Below are 15,728 nucleotides of genomic sequence, written 5' to 3'. Positions count from 1 at the left end.
AACCTCAGGCCCTGAACTGCCCCAGGCTGGCGCGCAACTGCGCGGCCAGGTCATCGAGCACCTTGCTGCTGGCGGTGGTCTGCATCACCACCTCGGCCGAACGCTCGGCCTGGGTGTGGATGGTTTCCACTCGCCCGCGCACCGCCTGCGCGCCATTGGCCTGCTGCTCCGCCGCCCGGGTGGCCAGGCCGATCGCCGCATGCACCTGCTCCACCGCTGCCTGTACCGACTGCTGACGCCGCTCGTTGTCACGCAGCACCAGCAAGCCTTCGCTGGCCTGGCGCCCAGCCTGGCTGATGGTCGCCACCGCCTCCTTGGCCCCTTGCTGCAGCGCAGCGATGTGCGACTGGATATCCCCAGTCGAGCTCTGCGTCTTGCTCGCCAGCGCCCGCACCTCGTCGGCCACCACGGCAAAGCCACGCCCGGTCTCCCCCGCCCGCGCCGCCTCGATGGCCGCATTGAGCGCCAGCAAGTTGGTCTGCTCGGCGATGCCATGGATCACCGTCAGTACCACCTCGATCTGCTCGCTCTGCTGGGCCAGGCGCTCGATCACCTGGGAGCCGGTCTGCACCTCGCCGGCCAGGTTCTCGATCAGCCGCGCCAACTGCGTGGTGGCCTGGCTGTTCTCATCGGTGGCCTGGCGAATATCGACCACCTGCTGCAACGCCGCCTGCATCGCCTGGCTCTCGGCCTGGGCCTCGTCCGCCATGCTCGACAGGTCACGCAGGCTGGCCGCCACCTCGTCGCGCTGCAACGCGGCGGCGGCATCGGCGCCGGCGTTGCGCTGGGCCATGGCGCCGATTTCCACGCCAGTGCGCTGGGCCACCTCGCCCGCCTCGCGGACGATAGGCTGCAGCTTGTCGACGAAGCGGTTCACCGCCGAGGCCATGTCGCCAATCTCGTCGCGGCTGTCCAGGGTCACGCGCTTGGTCAGGTCGCCTTCGCCTGCCGCCAGGTCGTTGAGCGCAGCGATCAACAGGCGCAGCTTGCTGAGCACCCGCCGACCCAGCACCACGGCCACCACCAGCAGCACGCCCAGGCCCACCAGCACCAGGCCCAGGCCAATCCGCCAGCGCAGCTCGGCGGCAGCATCGCGCACGGTCTGCGCGGTATTGGCCTGCATCGCCGTGGCGCTGTTCTGCGCGGTCTCCAGGCGCGCGCGCAGGGCCTTGCCACTGTCGGCAGCGGCGGCCACCAGGCTGTCGCCGACCAGTTGCTCACCGCTGGCGATCAGCGCGTTGAAGCGCAGGTCCAGGGCCTGCAGTTCCTTGTCGACTCCAGCCGTGGAGACCCCCATCAGCACTTTGCCGATCTCGGCGCCATTGGGGTTGATCGACGCCTCGATGAAGTACACCGACGGGTCTTTGCGCGCCGCATCGAGCACCTTGTCCAGCGCCCGCTCGCCCTGGCCCTTGTCGATCAACGCCTGGTTGATCGGGTTCTGCCGGTTGAGGTAGCGCGTCAGGTGCTGGCCCTGGGCATCGTCGTAGATCACGAACAACACGTTGGGATTGCGCTGGGCGCGGCGGGCGAAGTCCGACAGCATCGGCACGTCGTTGTCCCAGATCGCCCGCGGCGCGACCGAGGCCAGCAGCTCGGCCATGTCGTTGGCCGAGTCCTTGAGGTTCTGTTCAAGGGTGGCGCGCAATTGCTGCTGCTCGTCGTGCAGGCGGCTGGACAGGCCCGCGCTCAGGCGCTGACGCGTACTGGCCGAGAGGCTGTCGAGGCCGGCGCGCACATCCTGCCCGGCCTGCTCCAACTCGGCGGCCAATTGCCGGCTGTCGTTACCCAGGCGCTCGCCCAGGTCGGCCTCCAGGGCGGTGACCGTGCTCCGTGTCAGTGCGACGGCAACCAGCACCTGCACCAGAAGAGCGATACCAAGCGCAACAAACACAGGCCGCAACAGGCGGCTTCGTAACAGTGAAAGGATGGCGGACACGTTGTAACCCTCGTGTTTCTGGGGCCATTACTTTGATGGCATCTACAGAAACTTCTTACAGCAAGGGTTGTGCCGAAGGCAGCAGGCATAAACGCCAAAGGAAAGCGCGAGGCAAGGCATTTGTGCGCACGTGGGCTGCGCACATGAAAACGCCGCGCCTCCTTGCGGGGGCGCGGCGTTCAGTCAGCTAGCGGGGTAGCTGATCAGGCGAACGGATGACGCAGCACGATGGTCTCGTTGCGGTCCGGGCCGGTCGAGATGATATCGATCGGCGCACCTACCAGCTCCTCGATGCGCTTGATGTAAGCGCGCGCGGCGGCTGGCAGTTCTTCCAGGGTTTTCACGCCCAGGGTCGACTCGCTCCAGCCTGGCATTTCTTCGTACACCGGCTCCAGGCCGATGTAGCTGTCGGCGTCGGAAGGCGCATCGATGACGGCGCCGTTCTCGTTCTTGTAGCCCACGCAGATGTTGATGGTCTCCAGGCCGTCCAGCACGTCCAGCTTGGTCAGGCAGATGCCCGAGATGCTGTTGACGTCGATGGCGCGACGCAGGATCACGGCATCGAACCAGCCGCAGCGACGAGCACGACCGGTGGTCGAACCGAACTCGTGGCCACGCTTGGCCAGGGTGGCGCCGGTCTCGTCGAACAGTTCGGTCGGGAACGGACCGGAACCGACGCGGGTGGTGTAGGCCTTGGTGATGCCGAGGATGTAGTCCAGGTACATCGGGCCAACGCCGGAACCGGTGGAGATGCCGCCGGCGGTGGTGTTGGAGCTGGTGACGTACGGGTAGGTACCGTGGTCGATGTCCAGCAGCGAGCCCTGGGCGCCTTCGAACATGATGTCCTTGCCGGCGCGGCGCAGGTTGTGCAGCTCGGCGGTGACGTCGAGCATCATCGGCTTGAGCTGCTCGGCGTAGGCCATGCACTCGTCCAGGGTCTGCTGGAAGTCGATGGCCGGCTCTTTGTAGTAATTGACCAGCTGGAAGTTGTGGTAGTCCAGCAGCTCACCGAGCTTGGCGGCGAAACGCTCGCGGTGGAACAGATCGCCGACGCGCAGGCCACGGCGGGCGACCTTGTCTTCGTAGGCGGGGCCGATGCCACGGCCGGTGGTGCCGATCTTGGCTTCGCCACGGGCCTTCTCACGGGCCTGGTCCAGCGCCACGTGGTAGGACAGGATCAGCGGCGCGGCCGGGCTGATGCGCAGGCGCTCGCGCACCGGCACGCCCTTCTCTTCCAGCTTGGTGATTTCACGCATCAGGGCGTCCGGCGCAACGACCACGCCGTTGCCGATCAGGCACTGTACGCCTTCACGCAGGATGCCCGAAGGAATCAGGTGCAGAACGGTCTTCTCACCGTTGATCACCAGGGTGTGACCCGCGTTGTGGCCACCTTGGTAGCGCACTACGGCGGCAGCATGTTCGGTCAGCAGATCGACGATCTTGCCTTTGCCCTCATCACCCCACTGGGTGCCCAGGACGACGACATTCTTACCCATAACACTTGTCCTCATTCACGCAAACTTGGTTGCCGGCCCATTGCCGGCACAGAATCTCAATGGGTCAGCGGCAGAACCTGCCAGCGCCCGTCTTGCTGAATCAATTGCCGATCACAATCCGCCTCGAGAGCAGCACTCAGCGGCTGGCCAGGCAGGGCCTGGACCACACGCTGGCCCTCGTTGCGCAACTGGCAGACCATCTGCCAGAGGGCCGCATCGCTGCTGTCGGGCATCCAGATGCCGCCAGCTGGCAATACGACCTCCGCTCGCCCCAGTGTGACCAGGGTCTTCAAATCCGTGGAGAAACCGGTGGCCGGGCGGGCCCGGCCGAAATCGGCGCCGATGTCGTCGTAGCGCCCGCCCTGGGCGATCGATTGCCCCTCGCCCGGGACGAACACGGCGAACACCACGCCGGTGTGGTAGTGGTAACCGCGCAGCTCGCCGAGGTCGAAGTACAGCGGCAGTTGCGGGTAGCGCGCGGCCAGGCGGTCGGCGATCGCCAACAGGTCGTCCAGCGCCGCCAGCACGCTGGCAGGGGCACGGCCCAGGCGCACGCGGGCCTCGGCCAGCACTTCACGGCCACCGCACAGCTCGCACAGGGCACGCAGCATGTTGCCCAGGTCCTTTGGCAGGTCGGCGGTGAGCGCCTGTACTTCATCGACGGCCTTGCGCTGCAGGGCGTCGAACAACTGCTGCTCGACCGCGCCGGACAGGTTGGCGGCACGGGCCAGGCCACGGTAGATACCGACGTGGCCGAGGTCCATGTGCACATCCGCCACGTCGGTCAGCTGCAGCGTGGCGAGCATCAGGCTGATGACCTCGACATCGCTGGTCGGGCTGGCGTCGCCGTACAGCTCGGCGCCCAGCTGGATCGGGCTGCGCGAGGTGGACAGGGCACGTGGCTGGGCGTGCAGCACGCTGCCGGCGTAGCACAGGCGGCTCGGCCCTTCACGGCGCAGGGTGTGGGCGTCGATACGCGCCACCTGCGGCGTGAAGTCGGCGCGGAAGCCCATCAGGCGGCCCGACTGCGGGTCGACCACCTTGAAGGTGCGCTGGTCCAGGTCCTGGCCGGCGCCGGTCAGCAGCGACTCCAGGTACTCGATATGCGGCGTGACGACCAGTTCGTAACCCCAACTCTGGAACAGGTCCAACACCTGGCGACGCGCGATTTCGATGCGCGCGGCTTCAGGTGGCAGTACTTCCTCGATGCCATCTGGCAGCAGCCAGCGGTCTACCGTTGCCATTACGCCATTTCCCCTCTGGTCCGGGCGGCCTGCCAGCTGGCGAGCCGTGAGTAAAGCAGGCATTGGCGCACAATAGCGGGCAGCACCGATCCCAGCGCAACCACCGTAGCCAATACCCTCGAATTGCCTTGCGTCCTGACCAAACCGTCAACAAGCCAGCGGCCAATCAACCTTGCAGACGCAAAAAAGCCGGGAATTTCCCGGCTGCCGCATCATACACCCCTTTTCATTCAGGATGCACCCCGCCTGGCATTTTAGCTGCCAGACGGGGCGTTCCCTCATGCGGGTGCCATCAGGGCTTGCTCTTGTCCAGGTAGCGGAAGAACTCGTTCTTCGCGTCCAGGACCAGCACGTCGCTCTTGCTGGAGAAGCTTTCGCGATAGGCCTTGAGGCTACGGTAGAACGCGTAGAAATCGGCGTCCTGGGTGTAGGCCTTGGCATAGATGGCCGCCGCCTGGGCGTCGCCATCACCGCGGGTCTCTTCCGCTTCACGATACGCTTCGGCCAGCAGCACGCGGCGCTGACGGTCGGCGTCGGCACGAATACCTTCGGCCAGTTCGTTACCCTTGGCGCGGTGCTCGCGGGCCTCACGCTCACGCTCGGTGCTCATGCGGTCGAACACGCTGCGGTTGACTTCCTTCGGCAGGTCGATGGCCTTGACGCGCACGTCGACCACCTCGATGCCCAGCTCCTTGCTGGCCATGCGGTTCAGCGAAGCGGTGATGTCGGCCATCAGCGCGTCACGTTCACCGGAAACCACTTCGTGCAGGGTGCGTTTACCGAACTGGTCACGCAGGCCGCTTTCCAGACGACGCGACAGGCGCTCGTCGGCGATCTGCTTCATGCCCGAGGTCGCGGTGTAGAAACGCTCGGCGTCCTTCACCCGCCACTTGGCATAGGCATCGACCATCACGGCTTTCTTCTCCAGCGTCAGGAAACGCTGGGTCGGGGCGTCGAGGGTCATCAGGCGGGCGTCGAACTTGCGCACCTGGTTCACGTACGGCACCTTCACATGCAGGCCAGGCTGGACATCGGCCTTGACCACGCGACCGAACTGCAGCAGTACCGCGCGTTCAGTTTGCGAGACGATGTAGAAGCAGTTCCAGGCGACGATCGCCAGCACCACGGCGCCAATCAGGGCGAACAGCGATTTATTGCTCATCAGCGGCTCTCCCTGGAACGCAGCGGCGGTTGTGGTTGCAGGTCCTGGGCAGCGCGCGCGGCGGCGTCATTGACCGACGGCGACACGCTGCCGACCGGCGCTGCCGGGTTGCTGCGGCTGCCTTCGACCATCTTGTCCAGCGGCAGGTAGAGCAGGTTGTTCTGCCCGTCCTTGGCCGTGACCAGGACCTTGCTGGCGTTGCTGTAAACCTCCTGCATGGTGTCCAGGTACAGGCGCTGACGCGTGACTTCCGGCGCCTTGCGGTACTCGGTGACCAGCTTGCTGAAGCGATCGGCCTCACCCTTGGCGCGGGCGATGACTTCGTCGCGGTAGCCGTTGGCGTCCTCGATGATGCGCTGCGCCTGGCCACGGGCCTCCGGCACCACGCCATTGGCGTAGGATTCGGCCTGGTTGCGCGCCCGCTGCTCGTCTTCACGGGCACGGATCACGTCGTCGAAGGCTTCCTGCACTTCACGCGGAGCTGCCGCGCTCTGTACGTTGACCTGGGTGACGGTGATACCGGTGCGGTAGGTGTCGAGGAAGCGCTGCAGGCGCTCGCGGATGTCCACGGCCATCTGCTCGCGGCCTTCGGTCAGCACCTGGTCCATCGAGGTGGAACCCACCACGTGGCGCAGGGCACTGTCGGTCGCATGCTGCAGGCTGACTTCCGGCTGGTCGACGTTGAGCACGAAGTCCTGCAGGTTGCTGATGCGGTACTGCACGGTCAGCGGCACTTCGACGATGTTCTCGTCTTCGGTGAGCATCTGCCCCTGCTTGGTGTACGCCCGCTCGCGGGTCACGTTCTCCATGTACTTGCGGTCGATCGGCGGGAAATAGATATTCAGGCCGGGACCGACGGTCTCGTAGTACTTGCCGAAGCGCAGCACCACGGCCTGCTCCTGCTCGTCCACCACGTACACGGCGTTGTACAGCCAGATCGCCGCCAGCACCGCCAGGCCGATGCCCAGCAAGCCGAAGCTGCCACCCTTGCCGATGTTGCGGTCACCACCGCCACCGCGTTTCTTGCCACTGCCGAACATGCCGTTCAGGCTGTCCTGCAGCTTGCGGAAGGCCTCGTCCAGATCCGGTGGACCTTTCTTGTCGCCACCACCGCCGCCACCATTACGGCGGCCGCCCCAGGGATCCTGATTGTTCGAGTTGCCACCCGGCTCGTTCCAAGCCATAGCGCTCTCCATCTGATAAAGCAAAGACGCGCCCACGGCGCGCCGTCCAATGCTACAGAATGCCTGTCACCGCTGCCCGCCGACCTCGACGGGCATTTATTGCAAAGTGTGTTGCTCGACAAACACTTGCGGCTCCATGCCTTCGCGGCTGACCAGGCGATTCAGCTCGACCCTGGGCAGTCGCACGCTCAGCAGGCTGCGCCCTTCTTCATCATGCTCTTCACTCTGCACGGCACCCAGGGCAAAGAATTGCGCGCGCAAGCGGGCAAATCGCTGCTCCAGGCGCAGGGTGCCGACATACAGGTCGTCCCCCAGCAACTCGGCCACCGCCTGGCCCACCAGCTCCAGGCCGCGTCCGTCGCGTGCCGATACCCAGACCCGTTGCGGCTTGCCATCGGCATCGCGCTGGATCTGCGGCTCGACATCCTCGAGCAGGTCGAGTTTGTTATACACCTCGAGGATCGGCAAGCTCTCGGCGCCGATCTCGCCCAGCACCGCCAGTACCTGTTCGATCTGCTCCATGCGCTCGGGCTCATGGGCGTCGATCACGTGCAGCAGCAGGTCGGAGTTGCTCGACTCTTCGAGCGTAGCCCGAAATGCCTCGACCAGCTTGTGCGGCAGGTGGCGAATGAAGCCCACGGTGTCGGCCAGCACGATTGGCCCCAGGTCGGCCAGTTCGAGCCGGCGCAGGGTCGGGTCGAGGGTGGCGAACAGCTGGTCGGCGGCATACACCTCGGACTGGGTAAGGGCGTTGAACAGGGTCGACTTGCCGGCGTTGGTGTAGCCCACCAGCGACACCGACGGGATGTCCGCGCGCTTGCGCCCGCGACGGGCCTGCTCGCGCTGGCTGCGCACCTTCTCCAGGCGTGCCTTGATCTGGCGCAGGCGCACCCGCAGCAGTCGGCGGTCGGTTTCCAGCTGGGTCTCGCCCGGGCCGCGCAAGCCGATACCGCCCTTCTGCCGCTCAAGGTGGGTCCAGCCGCGCACCAGCCGCGTGCTCATGTGCTCGAGCTGGGCCAGTTCGACCTGCAGCTTGCCTTCGTGAGTACGCGCCCGCTGGGCGAAGATATCGAGAATCAGCCCGGTACGGTCCAGCACGCGGCACTCGAAGACACGTTCGAGGTTGCGTTCCTGGCTGGGCGTGAGGGTGTGATTGAAAATCACCAGGTCGGCTTCGGCCGAATGGACCAGGTCGCGTAGCTCCTCGACCTTGCCACTGCCGATCAGAAACTTGGCGGTGGGCTGATGCCGCGCCACTGTTACCAGCGAGACGATATCGGCTCCGGCCGACAGCGCCAGCTCCTGAAACTCCTGCGGGTCTTCGCGCGCCTCAGGGTTCTGACCTTCCAAGTGAACGAGCAGCGCTCGCTCACCACCACCGTGGCGCTCAAAGAACAATGCAGGCTCCTACTTTCAAGCGTTGCCTGGCTCGCTATCGCCGTGATCGGCATCAGTCGGGCTTGGCAGGCGAACCGGACGGGCAGGGACGACGGTCGAAATGGCGTGCTTGTAGACCATCTGGCTGACGGTGTTCTTCAGCAGCACAACGAACTGGTCGAAGGATTCGATCTGGCCCTGCAGCTTGATCCCGTTGACCAGATAGATCGAAACCGGGACTTTTTCTTTTCTCAAGGTGTTCAAGTAAGGGTCTTGTAGCGAATGCCCTTTTGACATATGCCGCACTCCTGTAAGGATCAATAGTAGAAAATCAAGAAAATCGATAAATTATGCCGTCCCTTCGCAAGAATAGACGGCATTTGGCAGGGACTCAGCTCAATATGGAGACGGTCCCCAGGTATTTCAAGGTGCGGGACAGATTGTCGCAGGCCAGGCTATCCAGCCAGTGGACGTCGTGCCAGCCGCGCAACCAGGTGAACTGGCGCTTGGCCAACTGGCGCGTGGCAATGATACCGCGTTCACGCATCTCATTCTCAGACAGCTTGCCGTCGAGATAGTCCCAGACCTGCCGATATCCCACTGCCCGTATAGACGGCAGCTCCGCGTGCAAGTCACTTCTGTCTCGCAGCGTTCGGACCTCGTCGATGAAGCCCTGTTCCAGCATCTGCGAAAATCGTAACGCAATTCGCTCATGCAAAATGTGACGATCTGTAGGCGCTATCGCCAGGCTGGCGACAGTATAGGGCAAATGCCCGTCCGCGCCTGCGTCTGCGCCGCGACTTTCCGCGAATTGACGCTGCCGGTGGGCGGTCATGCTTTCGCCGCTGACACGGTACACCTCAAGCGCGCGAATCAGCCGCTGCGGGTCATTCGGATGGATACGCGCGGCCGATTCCGGGTCCACTTCGGCCAGCTGGCGGTGCAGCTCGGCCAGGCCCAGGGTACTGGCCTGGGCCTCGAGCTCGGCGCGCACCGCAGGGTCGGCGGCCGGCATGTCGGCCAGGCCCTCGACCAGCGCCTTGTAATAAAGCATGGTGCCGCCGACCAGCAGCGGGATCTTGCCGCGCGCGGTGATCTCGGCCATGGCTTCGAGGGCATCGGTGCAGAAGCGCTTGGCCGAATAGCTTTCGGCCGGGTCGATGATGTCGATCAGCCGGTGCGGGTGGGCGGCCAGCACCGCCTTGGAAGGTTTCGCGGTACCGATGTCCATGCCGCGGTAGACCAGGGCCGAGTCAACGCTGATCAGCTCGCAGGGCAGCACCTTGGTCAGCTCGATGGCCAGGTCGGTCTTGCCGGCCGCGGTCGGGCCCATCAGGAATATCGCCGGGGGTTTCGCGCTCATCTTATCGGCCCCGCAGGAACAGCTTGTCCAGGTCGTCCAGGCCCATCTGGGTCCAGGTCGGCCGACCATGGTTGCACTGGCCGCTGCGCTCGGTGTTTTCCATGTCGCGCAGCAGCGCGTTCATTTCCGCGATGGCCAGACGCCGGTTGGCACGCACCGCGCCGTGGCAGGCCATGGTCCCGAGCAGCTCGTTGAGGTGCGCCTGGATACGGTCGCTGGTGCCGTACTCCATGAGGTCGGCGAGCACGTCCTGGACCAGGCGGTTGGCCTCGGCCTGCTTGAGCAGCGCAGGAATCTGGCGGATCGCCAGGGTCTCGGGGCCCAGGCGCTGCAGCTCGAAGCCCAGGCGCTGGAACCACTGGGCGTGCTCCTCGGCGCAGTCGGCCTCGCGCTGGCTCAGCGCCAGCGACTCCGGCACCAGCAGCGGCTGGCCGCTCAGGCCTTCGCTGGCCATGGCCACCTTGAGGCGCTCGTACATGATGCGTTCATGGGCCGCGTGCATGTCCACCAGCACCAGGCCGACGGCGTTCTCGGCCAGGATGTAGATACCCTTGAGCTGGGCCAGGGCGTAGCCCAACGGCGGAATGTCGCCCTGGCTTTGCGGCAGGCTGCTGGGCGCGGCGCTGGCATTGTCCAGCGGCGCGTAGAATTCGCGATAGGCCGCCTGGGCCTCGCCGACGTTCAATGGCTGCGAAGGTCGCGGCGTGTACTGGTACTGATAGCCCGCACCCGAGCCGCCAGCGGAGAACGTCGAGCGTTGCTCGCCCTGGGGCTGCTCGAGCACCGGCGAGGCCAGGCGCATCTCGCCCTGGGGGCCGAACTCGCCGGCCTGCTGGCCGCTGGGGCGGACCATTTCGCTCGCCGCCGCAGGGGCCGCGAGCTGGTCTTCCGGGCGCACATCGGCCAGGGCCCGGTGCAAGGTGCCATAGAGGAAGTCGTGGACCATGCGCCCTTCACGAAAGCGCACTTCGTGCTTGGTGGGGTGGACGTTGACGTCCACGCCGGTCGGGTCGCACTCGAGGAACAGCACGAAGGTCGGGTGGCGGCCATTGAACAGCACGTCGCGATAGGCCTGGCGCACGGCGTGGGCTACCAGTTTGTCGCGCACGGCGCGGCCGTTGACGAAGAAGTACTGCAGGTCGGCCTGGCTGCGCGAGAAAGTCGGCAGGCCAACCCAGCCCCACAGGCGCAAGCCGTTGCGCTCGACGTCGAGCGGCAGCGCCTGCTCGAGGAAACCCGGGCCGCAAATGGTACCGACGCGCCGCGCCCGGGCCATCTCGTCGGCGGCCTCGTGCAGGCTGAAGATGGTCTTGCCGTTGTGCCGCAGGTGGAAACCGACGTCGAAACGCGCCAGCGCCAGGCGCCGGATCACTTCCTGCAGGTGATCGAATTCGGTCTTCTCGGCCTTGAGGAACTTGCGTCGGGCCGGGGTGTTGAAGAACAGGTCGCGCACCTCCACCGAGGTGCCGACCGGGTGCGCCGCGGGCTGTACCCGCGGGAGCATGTCGCGGCCTTCGGTCTCCACCTGCCAGGCTTCACTGGCCTCGGCGGTGCGCGAGGTCAGGGTCAGGCGGGCCACCGAGCTGATCGATGCCAGCGCCTCACCGCGAAAGCCCAGGCTGAGCACGCCTTCGAGGTCCTCGAGCTCGCGGATCTTGCTGGTGGCGTGGCGCGCCAAGGCCAGCGGCAGGTCATCGGGGGCGATGCCACTGCCGTTGTCGCGCACCCGCAGCAGTTTCACGCCGCCCTGCTCCACCTCGACCTCGATGCGCCGGGCACCGGAGTCCAGGCTGTTCTCCAGCAGCTCCTTGGCCACCGAGGCGGGGCGCTCGACCACCTCGCCGGCGGCGATCTGGTTGGCCAGCCGCGGGCTGAGCAGCTGGATGCGCGAACCGCCACTCATTGCTGCGACGCCAGGGCGGTGGTGGGGATATCGAGGTGCTGGCCGACTTTCAGCTCGTCGCTCTTGAGGTTGTTGCTGCTACGCAGGGCGGCGACGCTCACCTGATAGCGCACGGCGATCATCGCCAGCGTCTCACCGGGACGCACGCTGTGCTCGCGCGGGCCCTGGGCGATCCTGCCGCTGTCACGCAGCCAGGCGATGTAGGTGCCTGGCGGCGGGTTCTGCTGGAAGAACTGCCGAACCCCGGTGTGGATCGAGCGAGCCAGGGCTTGCTGGTGGCCACGGGTGGCCAGCTTGGCGGCCTCGTTGGCATTGGAGATGAACCCGGTTTCGACCAGGATCGACGGGATGTCCGGCGACTTCAGCACCATGAATCCGGCTTGTTCCACGCGCTGCTTGTGCAGCGGCGTGACCCGGCCCATGTTGCCCAGCACCTTCTGCCCGACGTTGAGGCTGGAGCTCAAGGTGGCGGTCATCGACAGGTCGAGCAGCACGCCGGCGAGCATGCGGTCCTTGTCGTCGAGGCTGACGTTGCCGGCACCGCCGATCAGGTCGGAGCGGTTTTCCGTGTCGGCCAGCCAGCGCGCGGTCTCGGAGGTGGCGCCACGGTCGGACAGGGCGAACACCGAGGCGCCGAAGGCGGCCTTGGATGGCGCGGCGTCGGCGTGGATCGAGACGAACAGGTCGGCGCCCTTCTTGCGGGCGATCTCGGTGCGTTTGCGCAGCGGGATGAAGTAGTCGCCGGTACGGGTCAGCTCGGCGCGATAGCCCTTCTCGGTGTTGATCTGGCGCTGCAGCTCCTTGGCGATCTGCAGCACGATGTCTTTTTCATGCTGGCCGCGCGAGCCTGACGCGCCCGGGTCCTCGCCGCCATGACCGGCGTCGATGGCCACCACGATATCGCGCTTGCCGGCCGGCGCCGGCGGCAGCTTGATCGCCGGCTGCGCCGGGGTCACCGGCACGGCCGGGGTGGTCGCCGGCGTTTGTGGCGCCGGTGGCGGGGTTGGGTTGCTGGCGGCAATGGCGTCGGCTTCCTGGTCGTACAGGTCGACCACCAGGCGGTTGCCGTACTGGGCGTTTGGCGCCAGGGTGAAGCTCTTCGGCGACACGGCTTTTTTCAGGTCGACCACCACCCGCAGGTCGGTGGGCGTGCGCTGCGCCGAGCGCACGCTGGTGATCGGCGTGTTCGAAGTGGAGACGTTCAGCGGCGCACCGAGGGTGGCGCCGTTGATGTCGATCACCAGGCGATCGGGTGCGGTCAGGGTGAAGACGCTGTGCTGCACAGGCCCGGACAGGTCGAAGACCAGCCGCGTGTTGTCCGGAGCGCGCCACAGGCGCATGCTCTTGACTTGAGTGACGGCCAGAGCGTCAACGGTCACCGCGGTCAGCAGCAGCCCAACGACAGCGACCAGTGCGCGTATGCGCATACCTTTCCCCACTTACTGTTTGAATTCTTCGGCCAGAACGGCACACCAGGATTCGCCGCGTGCCCCCTGCGGCGACAGGTCAAGCGAACGTCCGCCCGCTTGCGGGCTTATGGTAATGGTCAGGTCGGGCTTTGGCAAAACGCCTGCGCCCTTATCGGGCCACTCGAACAGGCACAGCGCATCGCCGTCGAAATAGTCGCGGATGCCCATGAACTCGAGTTCTTCCGGGTCGACCAGGCGATACAGGTCGAAGTGGAAGGCACGGATATCGCCGATTTCGTAGGGTTCGACCACGGTAAAGGTCGGGCTTTTCACCGGCCCCTGGTGGCCCAGGCCACGGATCAGGCCACGTGACAATGTGGTCTTGCCGGCGCCCAGGTCGCCTTCGAGAAAAATCACGCCGTGACCGCCGGTCACTTCGGCCAGCTTCGCGCCAAAGGCGACGGTGGCTGGCTCGTCGGCCAGAAACAGGGTTACACCTGACACGCTGAATGCTCCTCCAATAACGCTCTAATGACCGGCACCAGATCACTGGCTGCCAGGCCTCTACCTTTAACGCCCAGGCGCTCGCCGGCGCAGGCATGCAGCCATACGCCCAGGCACGCCGCCTGCCAGGCTTGCAGCCCTTGCGCCAGCAGCGCGGCCAACACCCCGGTCAGCACATCGCCGAGCCCGGCACCGGCCATGGCCGGATGCCCCCGCTCGCACAGCGCCAGCTGGCCAGTGGGGTCGGCCACCAGGGTGCCGGCGCCCTTGAGCACGCACACGCTGGCATATTTGCGCGCCAGCTTGCGCGCGGCCCCTGCCCGGTCAACCTGCACCGCCTCGGTGGAGATGCCCAGCAGCCGCGCCGCCTCCCCGGGGTGCGGGGTGAGGATGCTGGCACTGGGCAACGCCAACGGCATGCGCGCCAGCAGGTTGAGCGCATCGGCGTCCCACACCTGCGGTTGCTGCGCGTTGGCCACCGCCGACAGCAGGCTGCGGCCCCAGGCCGCCTGGCCAAGCCCGGGGCCGACCACCAGTACCGTGGCGCGCTCGAGCGTGGCCATCAGTTGGTTGGCCGAGCTTGCGCCCAGCCACATGGTCTCGGGCAGGCGGGCGAGGCCAGCGGCCACGTGCTCGGGGCGGGTTGCCACGCTGACCAGCCCGGCACCGCAACGCAGCGCCGCCTCGGCGCTGAGCATCACCGCGCCGCCCGTGCCGAGGTCACCGCCGACCACCAGCACATGGCCGAAGTCGCCCTTGTGGGCGTTCGCCGGGCGCGCCGCCAGGCCCGGCAGCGTGAGGCTGCTGAGGATGTGCGGGGTGTTCTGTGGGTGTTTGGTCTGAGGCATGGGGTCAAAGGCTCCGATGTCTGGCAGAATTATACGCACCTCCGCCTGTAATGCCTGCACATCCATGTCCGCCGACCTCCCAGATATCGCCACACTGGCCCAATCGATCAAGGATTGGGGCCGCGAACTCGGTTTTGCCCATGTCGGCATTGCCGGCGTCGAGCTTGGCGAGCACGAACAGCACCTGCAGCGTTGGCTGGCGGCGGGCTACAACGGCGAAATGGAATACATGGGTGACCATGGCACCAAGCGTTCGCGCCCAGCCGAGTTGATTCCGGGCACTGTGCGGGTGATTTCGCTGCGCATGGACTACCTGCCTGGCGACACGCAGATGGCCCAGCGCCTGGCGCAGCCGGAGAAGGCCTATATCTCGCGCTACGCCTTGGGCCGCGACTACCACAAGCTGGTGCGCAAGCGCGTGCAGCACTTCGCCGATCGCATCCAGGAGGCCATTGGCCCGTTCGGCTACCGCGCCTTCGTCGACAGCGCGCCGGTGCTGGAGAAGGCCTTGGCGCAGGAGGCGGGTCTTGGCTGGATCGGCAAGAACACGTTGTTGCTCAACCGCAAGGCGGGTAGCTACTTCTTTCTTGCCGAGCTGTTCGTCGACCTGCCGCTGCCGATCGATGGCATCCAGGGCAGCGACCACTGCGGCCGCTGCCAGGCATGCCTGGACATCTGCCCGACCCAGGCCTTTGTCGGGCCTTACCAGCTCGATGCGCGGCGTTGCATCTCGTACCTGACGATCGAGCTGCGCGGTGCCATTCCACTGGAACTGCGACCTTTGATCGGCAACCGGGTGTTCGGTTGCGACGATTGCCAGATCGTCTGCCCGTGGAACCGTTTCGCCAAGACCACTGCCGAAGATGACTTCATTCCCCGCCGGGGGCTGGACAATATCGAGCTGGCCGAGCTGTTCCTGTGGGATGAAAAGCGCTTTCTCGGCTGCACCGAGGGCTCGCCCTTGCGCCGGGCGGGGTATGAACGTTTCCTGCGCAACCTTGCGGTGGGGCTTGGCAACGCGCCGTCGACCATTGCCGTGGTGGAGGCGCTGAAGGCGCGGCGGGATGATCCGTCGGTGCTAGTACGCGAGCATGTAGAGTGGGCGCTGGCCCGCCACAACGCCCTTTAACGCCACCCGCAGCCCCTGCAGCCCCCCCACTCCCCCGCTTTGGCTTTGGCTTTGGCTTTGTCGATCAAGAGGCTAACGCCAACCCCAGCGCGCGACAGCTGCGCCAGCCCAGGCGCCGCCCGTAACTTCGCGACTTCAGGAGGCCGAACGCAGGCCTTGCGTAGGGAGGT

At 66.0% G+C, this 15,728-nt stretch carries 13 protein-coding genes; 1 reads left to right on the top strand and 12 read right to left on the bottom strand.

All coding sequences use genetic code 11. The features are described from left to right. Positions 1–4: 4 nt before the first annotated feature. The 12 genes from NJG22_RS14495 to NJG22_RS14440 form a co-directional block, all read right to left on the bottom strand. Complete coding sequence (locus NJG22_RS14495) at positions 5–1,939, bottom strand: methyl-accepting chemotaxis protein (protein ID WP_217852370.1); 1,935 nt, start codon at positions 1,937–1,939, stop codon at positions 5–7. Between the two features lie 203 nt (positions 1,940–2,142). Beyond that, positions 2,143–3,435: an adenylosuccinate synthase gene (locus tag NJG22_RS14490; RefSeq protein ID WP_186660778.1), complete on the bottom strand. Its 1,293-nt coding sequence runs from the start codon at positions 3,433–3,435 to the stop codon at positions 2,143–2,145. Positions 3,436–3,491: 56 nt separating this feature from the next. Continuing rightward, positions 3,492–4,679 (bottom strand): ATP phosphoribosyltransferase regulatory subunit, encoded by a 1,188-nt coding sequence (locus tag NJG22_RS14485; protein WP_253095438.1) that lies wholly within the window; start codon positions 4,677–4,679, stop codon positions 3,492–3,494. Positions 4,680–4,971: 292 nt separating this feature from the next. After that, complete coding sequence (gene hflC, locus NJG22_RS14480) at positions 4,972–5,841, bottom strand: protease modulator HflC (protein WP_134690290.1); 870 nt, start codon at positions 5,839–5,841, stop codon at positions 4,972–4,974. Further along, the gene (gene hflK / locus NJG22_RS14475) at positions 5,841–7,025 is read right to left on the bottom strand and encodes an FtsH protease activity modulator HflK (protein WP_253095436.1); all 1,185 of its coding nucleotides are present in this window, start codon (positions 7,023–7,025) and stop codon (positions 5,841–5,843) included. The genes hflC and hflK overlap by 1 nt, the downstream gene beginning before the upstream one ends. 96 nt (positions 7,026–7,121) lie before the next feature. After that, positions 7,122–8,423 (bottom strand): ribosome rescue GTPase HflX, encoded by a 1,302-nt coding sequence (hflX, locus tag NJG22_RS14470; protein WP_217852362.1) that lies wholly within the window; start codon positions 8,421–8,423, stop codon positions 7,122–7,124. A gap of 15 nt (positions 8,424–8,438) precedes the next feature. Beyond that, a complete protein-coding gene (hfq, locus tag NJG22_RS14465) occupies positions 8,439–8,699 on the bottom strand; it encodes an RNA chaperone Hfq (protein WP_134690293.1) in 261 nt (86 codons plus the stop codon). Positions 8,700–8,793: 94 nt separating this feature from the next. Continuing rightward, positions 8,794–9,765, bottom strand: coding sequence for a tRNA (adenosine(37)-N6)-dimethylallyltransferase MiaA (gene miaA / locus NJG22_RS14460; RefSeq protein WP_253095434.1), 972 nt, complete (start codon positions 9,763–9,765; stop codon positions 8,794–8,796). Position 9,766: 1 nt separating this feature from the next. Next, complete coding sequence (gene mutL / locus NJG22_RS14455) at positions 9,767–11,668, bottom strand: DNA mismatch repair endonuclease MutL (RefSeq protein WP_253095432.1); 1,902 nt, start codon at positions 11,666–11,668, stop codon at positions 9,767–9,769. Beyond that, positions 11,665–13,095, bottom strand: coding sequence for an N-acetylmuramoyl-L-alanine amidase (locus tag NJG22_RS14450; protein ID WP_253095430.1), 1,431 nt, complete (start codon positions 13,093–13,095; stop codon positions 11,665–11,667). The genes mutL and NJG22_RS14450 overlap by 4 nt, the downstream gene beginning before the upstream one ends. 12 nt (positions 13,096–13,107) lie before the next feature. Beyond that, positions 13,108–13,581 (bottom strand): tRNA (adenosine(37)-N6)-threonylcarbamoyltransferase complex ATPase subunit type 1 TsaE, encoded by a 474-nt coding sequence (gene tsaE, locus NJG22_RS14445; RefSeq protein ID WP_253095428.1) that lies wholly within the window; start codon positions 13,579–13,581, stop codon positions 13,108–13,110. Then, positions 13,569–14,429: an NAD(P)H-hydrate dehydratase gene (locus NJG22_RS14440; RefSeq protein WP_253095426.1), complete on the bottom strand. Its 861-nt coding sequence runs from the start codon at positions 14,427–14,429 to the stop codon at positions 13,569–13,571. Before NJG22_RS14440 ends, tsaE begins: the two co-directional genes overlap by 13 nt. A 64-nt stretch (positions 14,430–14,493) precedes the next feature. Between NJG22_RS14440 and queG the strand changes: the two genes are divergently transcribed. Beyond that, on the top strand, positions 14,494–15,558 hold the full coding sequence (queG, locus tag NJG22_RS14435; RefSeq protein ID WP_253095424.1) for a tRNA epoxyqueuosine(34) reductase QueG: 1,065 nt from the start codon (positions 14,494–14,496) through the stop codon (positions 15,556–15,558). Positions 15,559–15,728 lie beyond the last annotated feature (170 nt).

The sequence above is a fragment of the Pseudomonas sp. VA159-2 genome, assembly GCF_024126635.1.
In the GTDB taxonomy this organism is placed as follows: domain Bacteria; phylum Pseudomonadota; class Gammaproteobacteria; order Pseudomonadales; family Pseudomonadaceae; genus Aquipseudomonas; species Aquipseudomonas muyukensis.
Note: the sequence above shows the minus strand (reverse complement) of the source record. Positions and strands in the feature narration are given on the sequence as shown.

Coding starts and splice junctions, on each gene's coding strand:
- hfq (WP_134690293.1), bottom strand. CDS start 8,699: ATGTCAAAAGGGCATTCGCTACAAGACCCTTACTTGAACACCTTGAGA.
- queG (WP_253095424.1), top strand. CDS start 14,494: ATGTCCGCCGACCTCCCAGATATCGCCACACTGGCCCAATCGATCAAG.
- NJG22_RS14485 (WP_253095438.1), bottom strand. CDS start 4,679: ATGGCAACGGTAGACCGCTGGCTGCTGCCAGATGGCATCGAGGAAGTA.
- NJG22_RS14450 (WP_253095430.1), bottom strand. CDS start 13,095: ATGCGCATACGCGCACTGGTCGCTGTCGTTGGGCTGCTGCTGACCGCG.
- NJG22_RS14490 (WP_186660778.1), bottom strand. CDS start 3,435: ATGGGTAAGAATGTCGTCGTCCTGGGCACCCAGTGGGGTGATGAGGGC.
- NJG22_RS14440 (WP_253095426.1), bottom strand. CDS start 14,429: ATGCCTCAGACCAAACACCCACAGAACACCCCGCACATCCTCAGCAGC.
- miaA (WP_253095434.1), bottom strand. CDS start 9,765: ATGAGCGCGAAACCCCCGGCGATATTCCTGATGGGCCCGACCGCGGCC.
- mutL (WP_253095432.1), bottom strand. CDS start 11,668: ATGAGTGGCGGTTCGCGCATCCAGCTGCTCAGCCCGCGGCTGGCCAAC.
- hflK (WP_253095436.1), bottom strand. CDS start 7,025: ATGGCTTGGAACGAGCCGGGTGGCAACTCGAACAATCAGGATCCCTGG.
- hflC (WP_134690290.1), bottom strand. CDS start 5,841: ATGAGCAATAAATCGCTGTTCGCCCTGATTGGCGCCGTGGTGCTGGCG.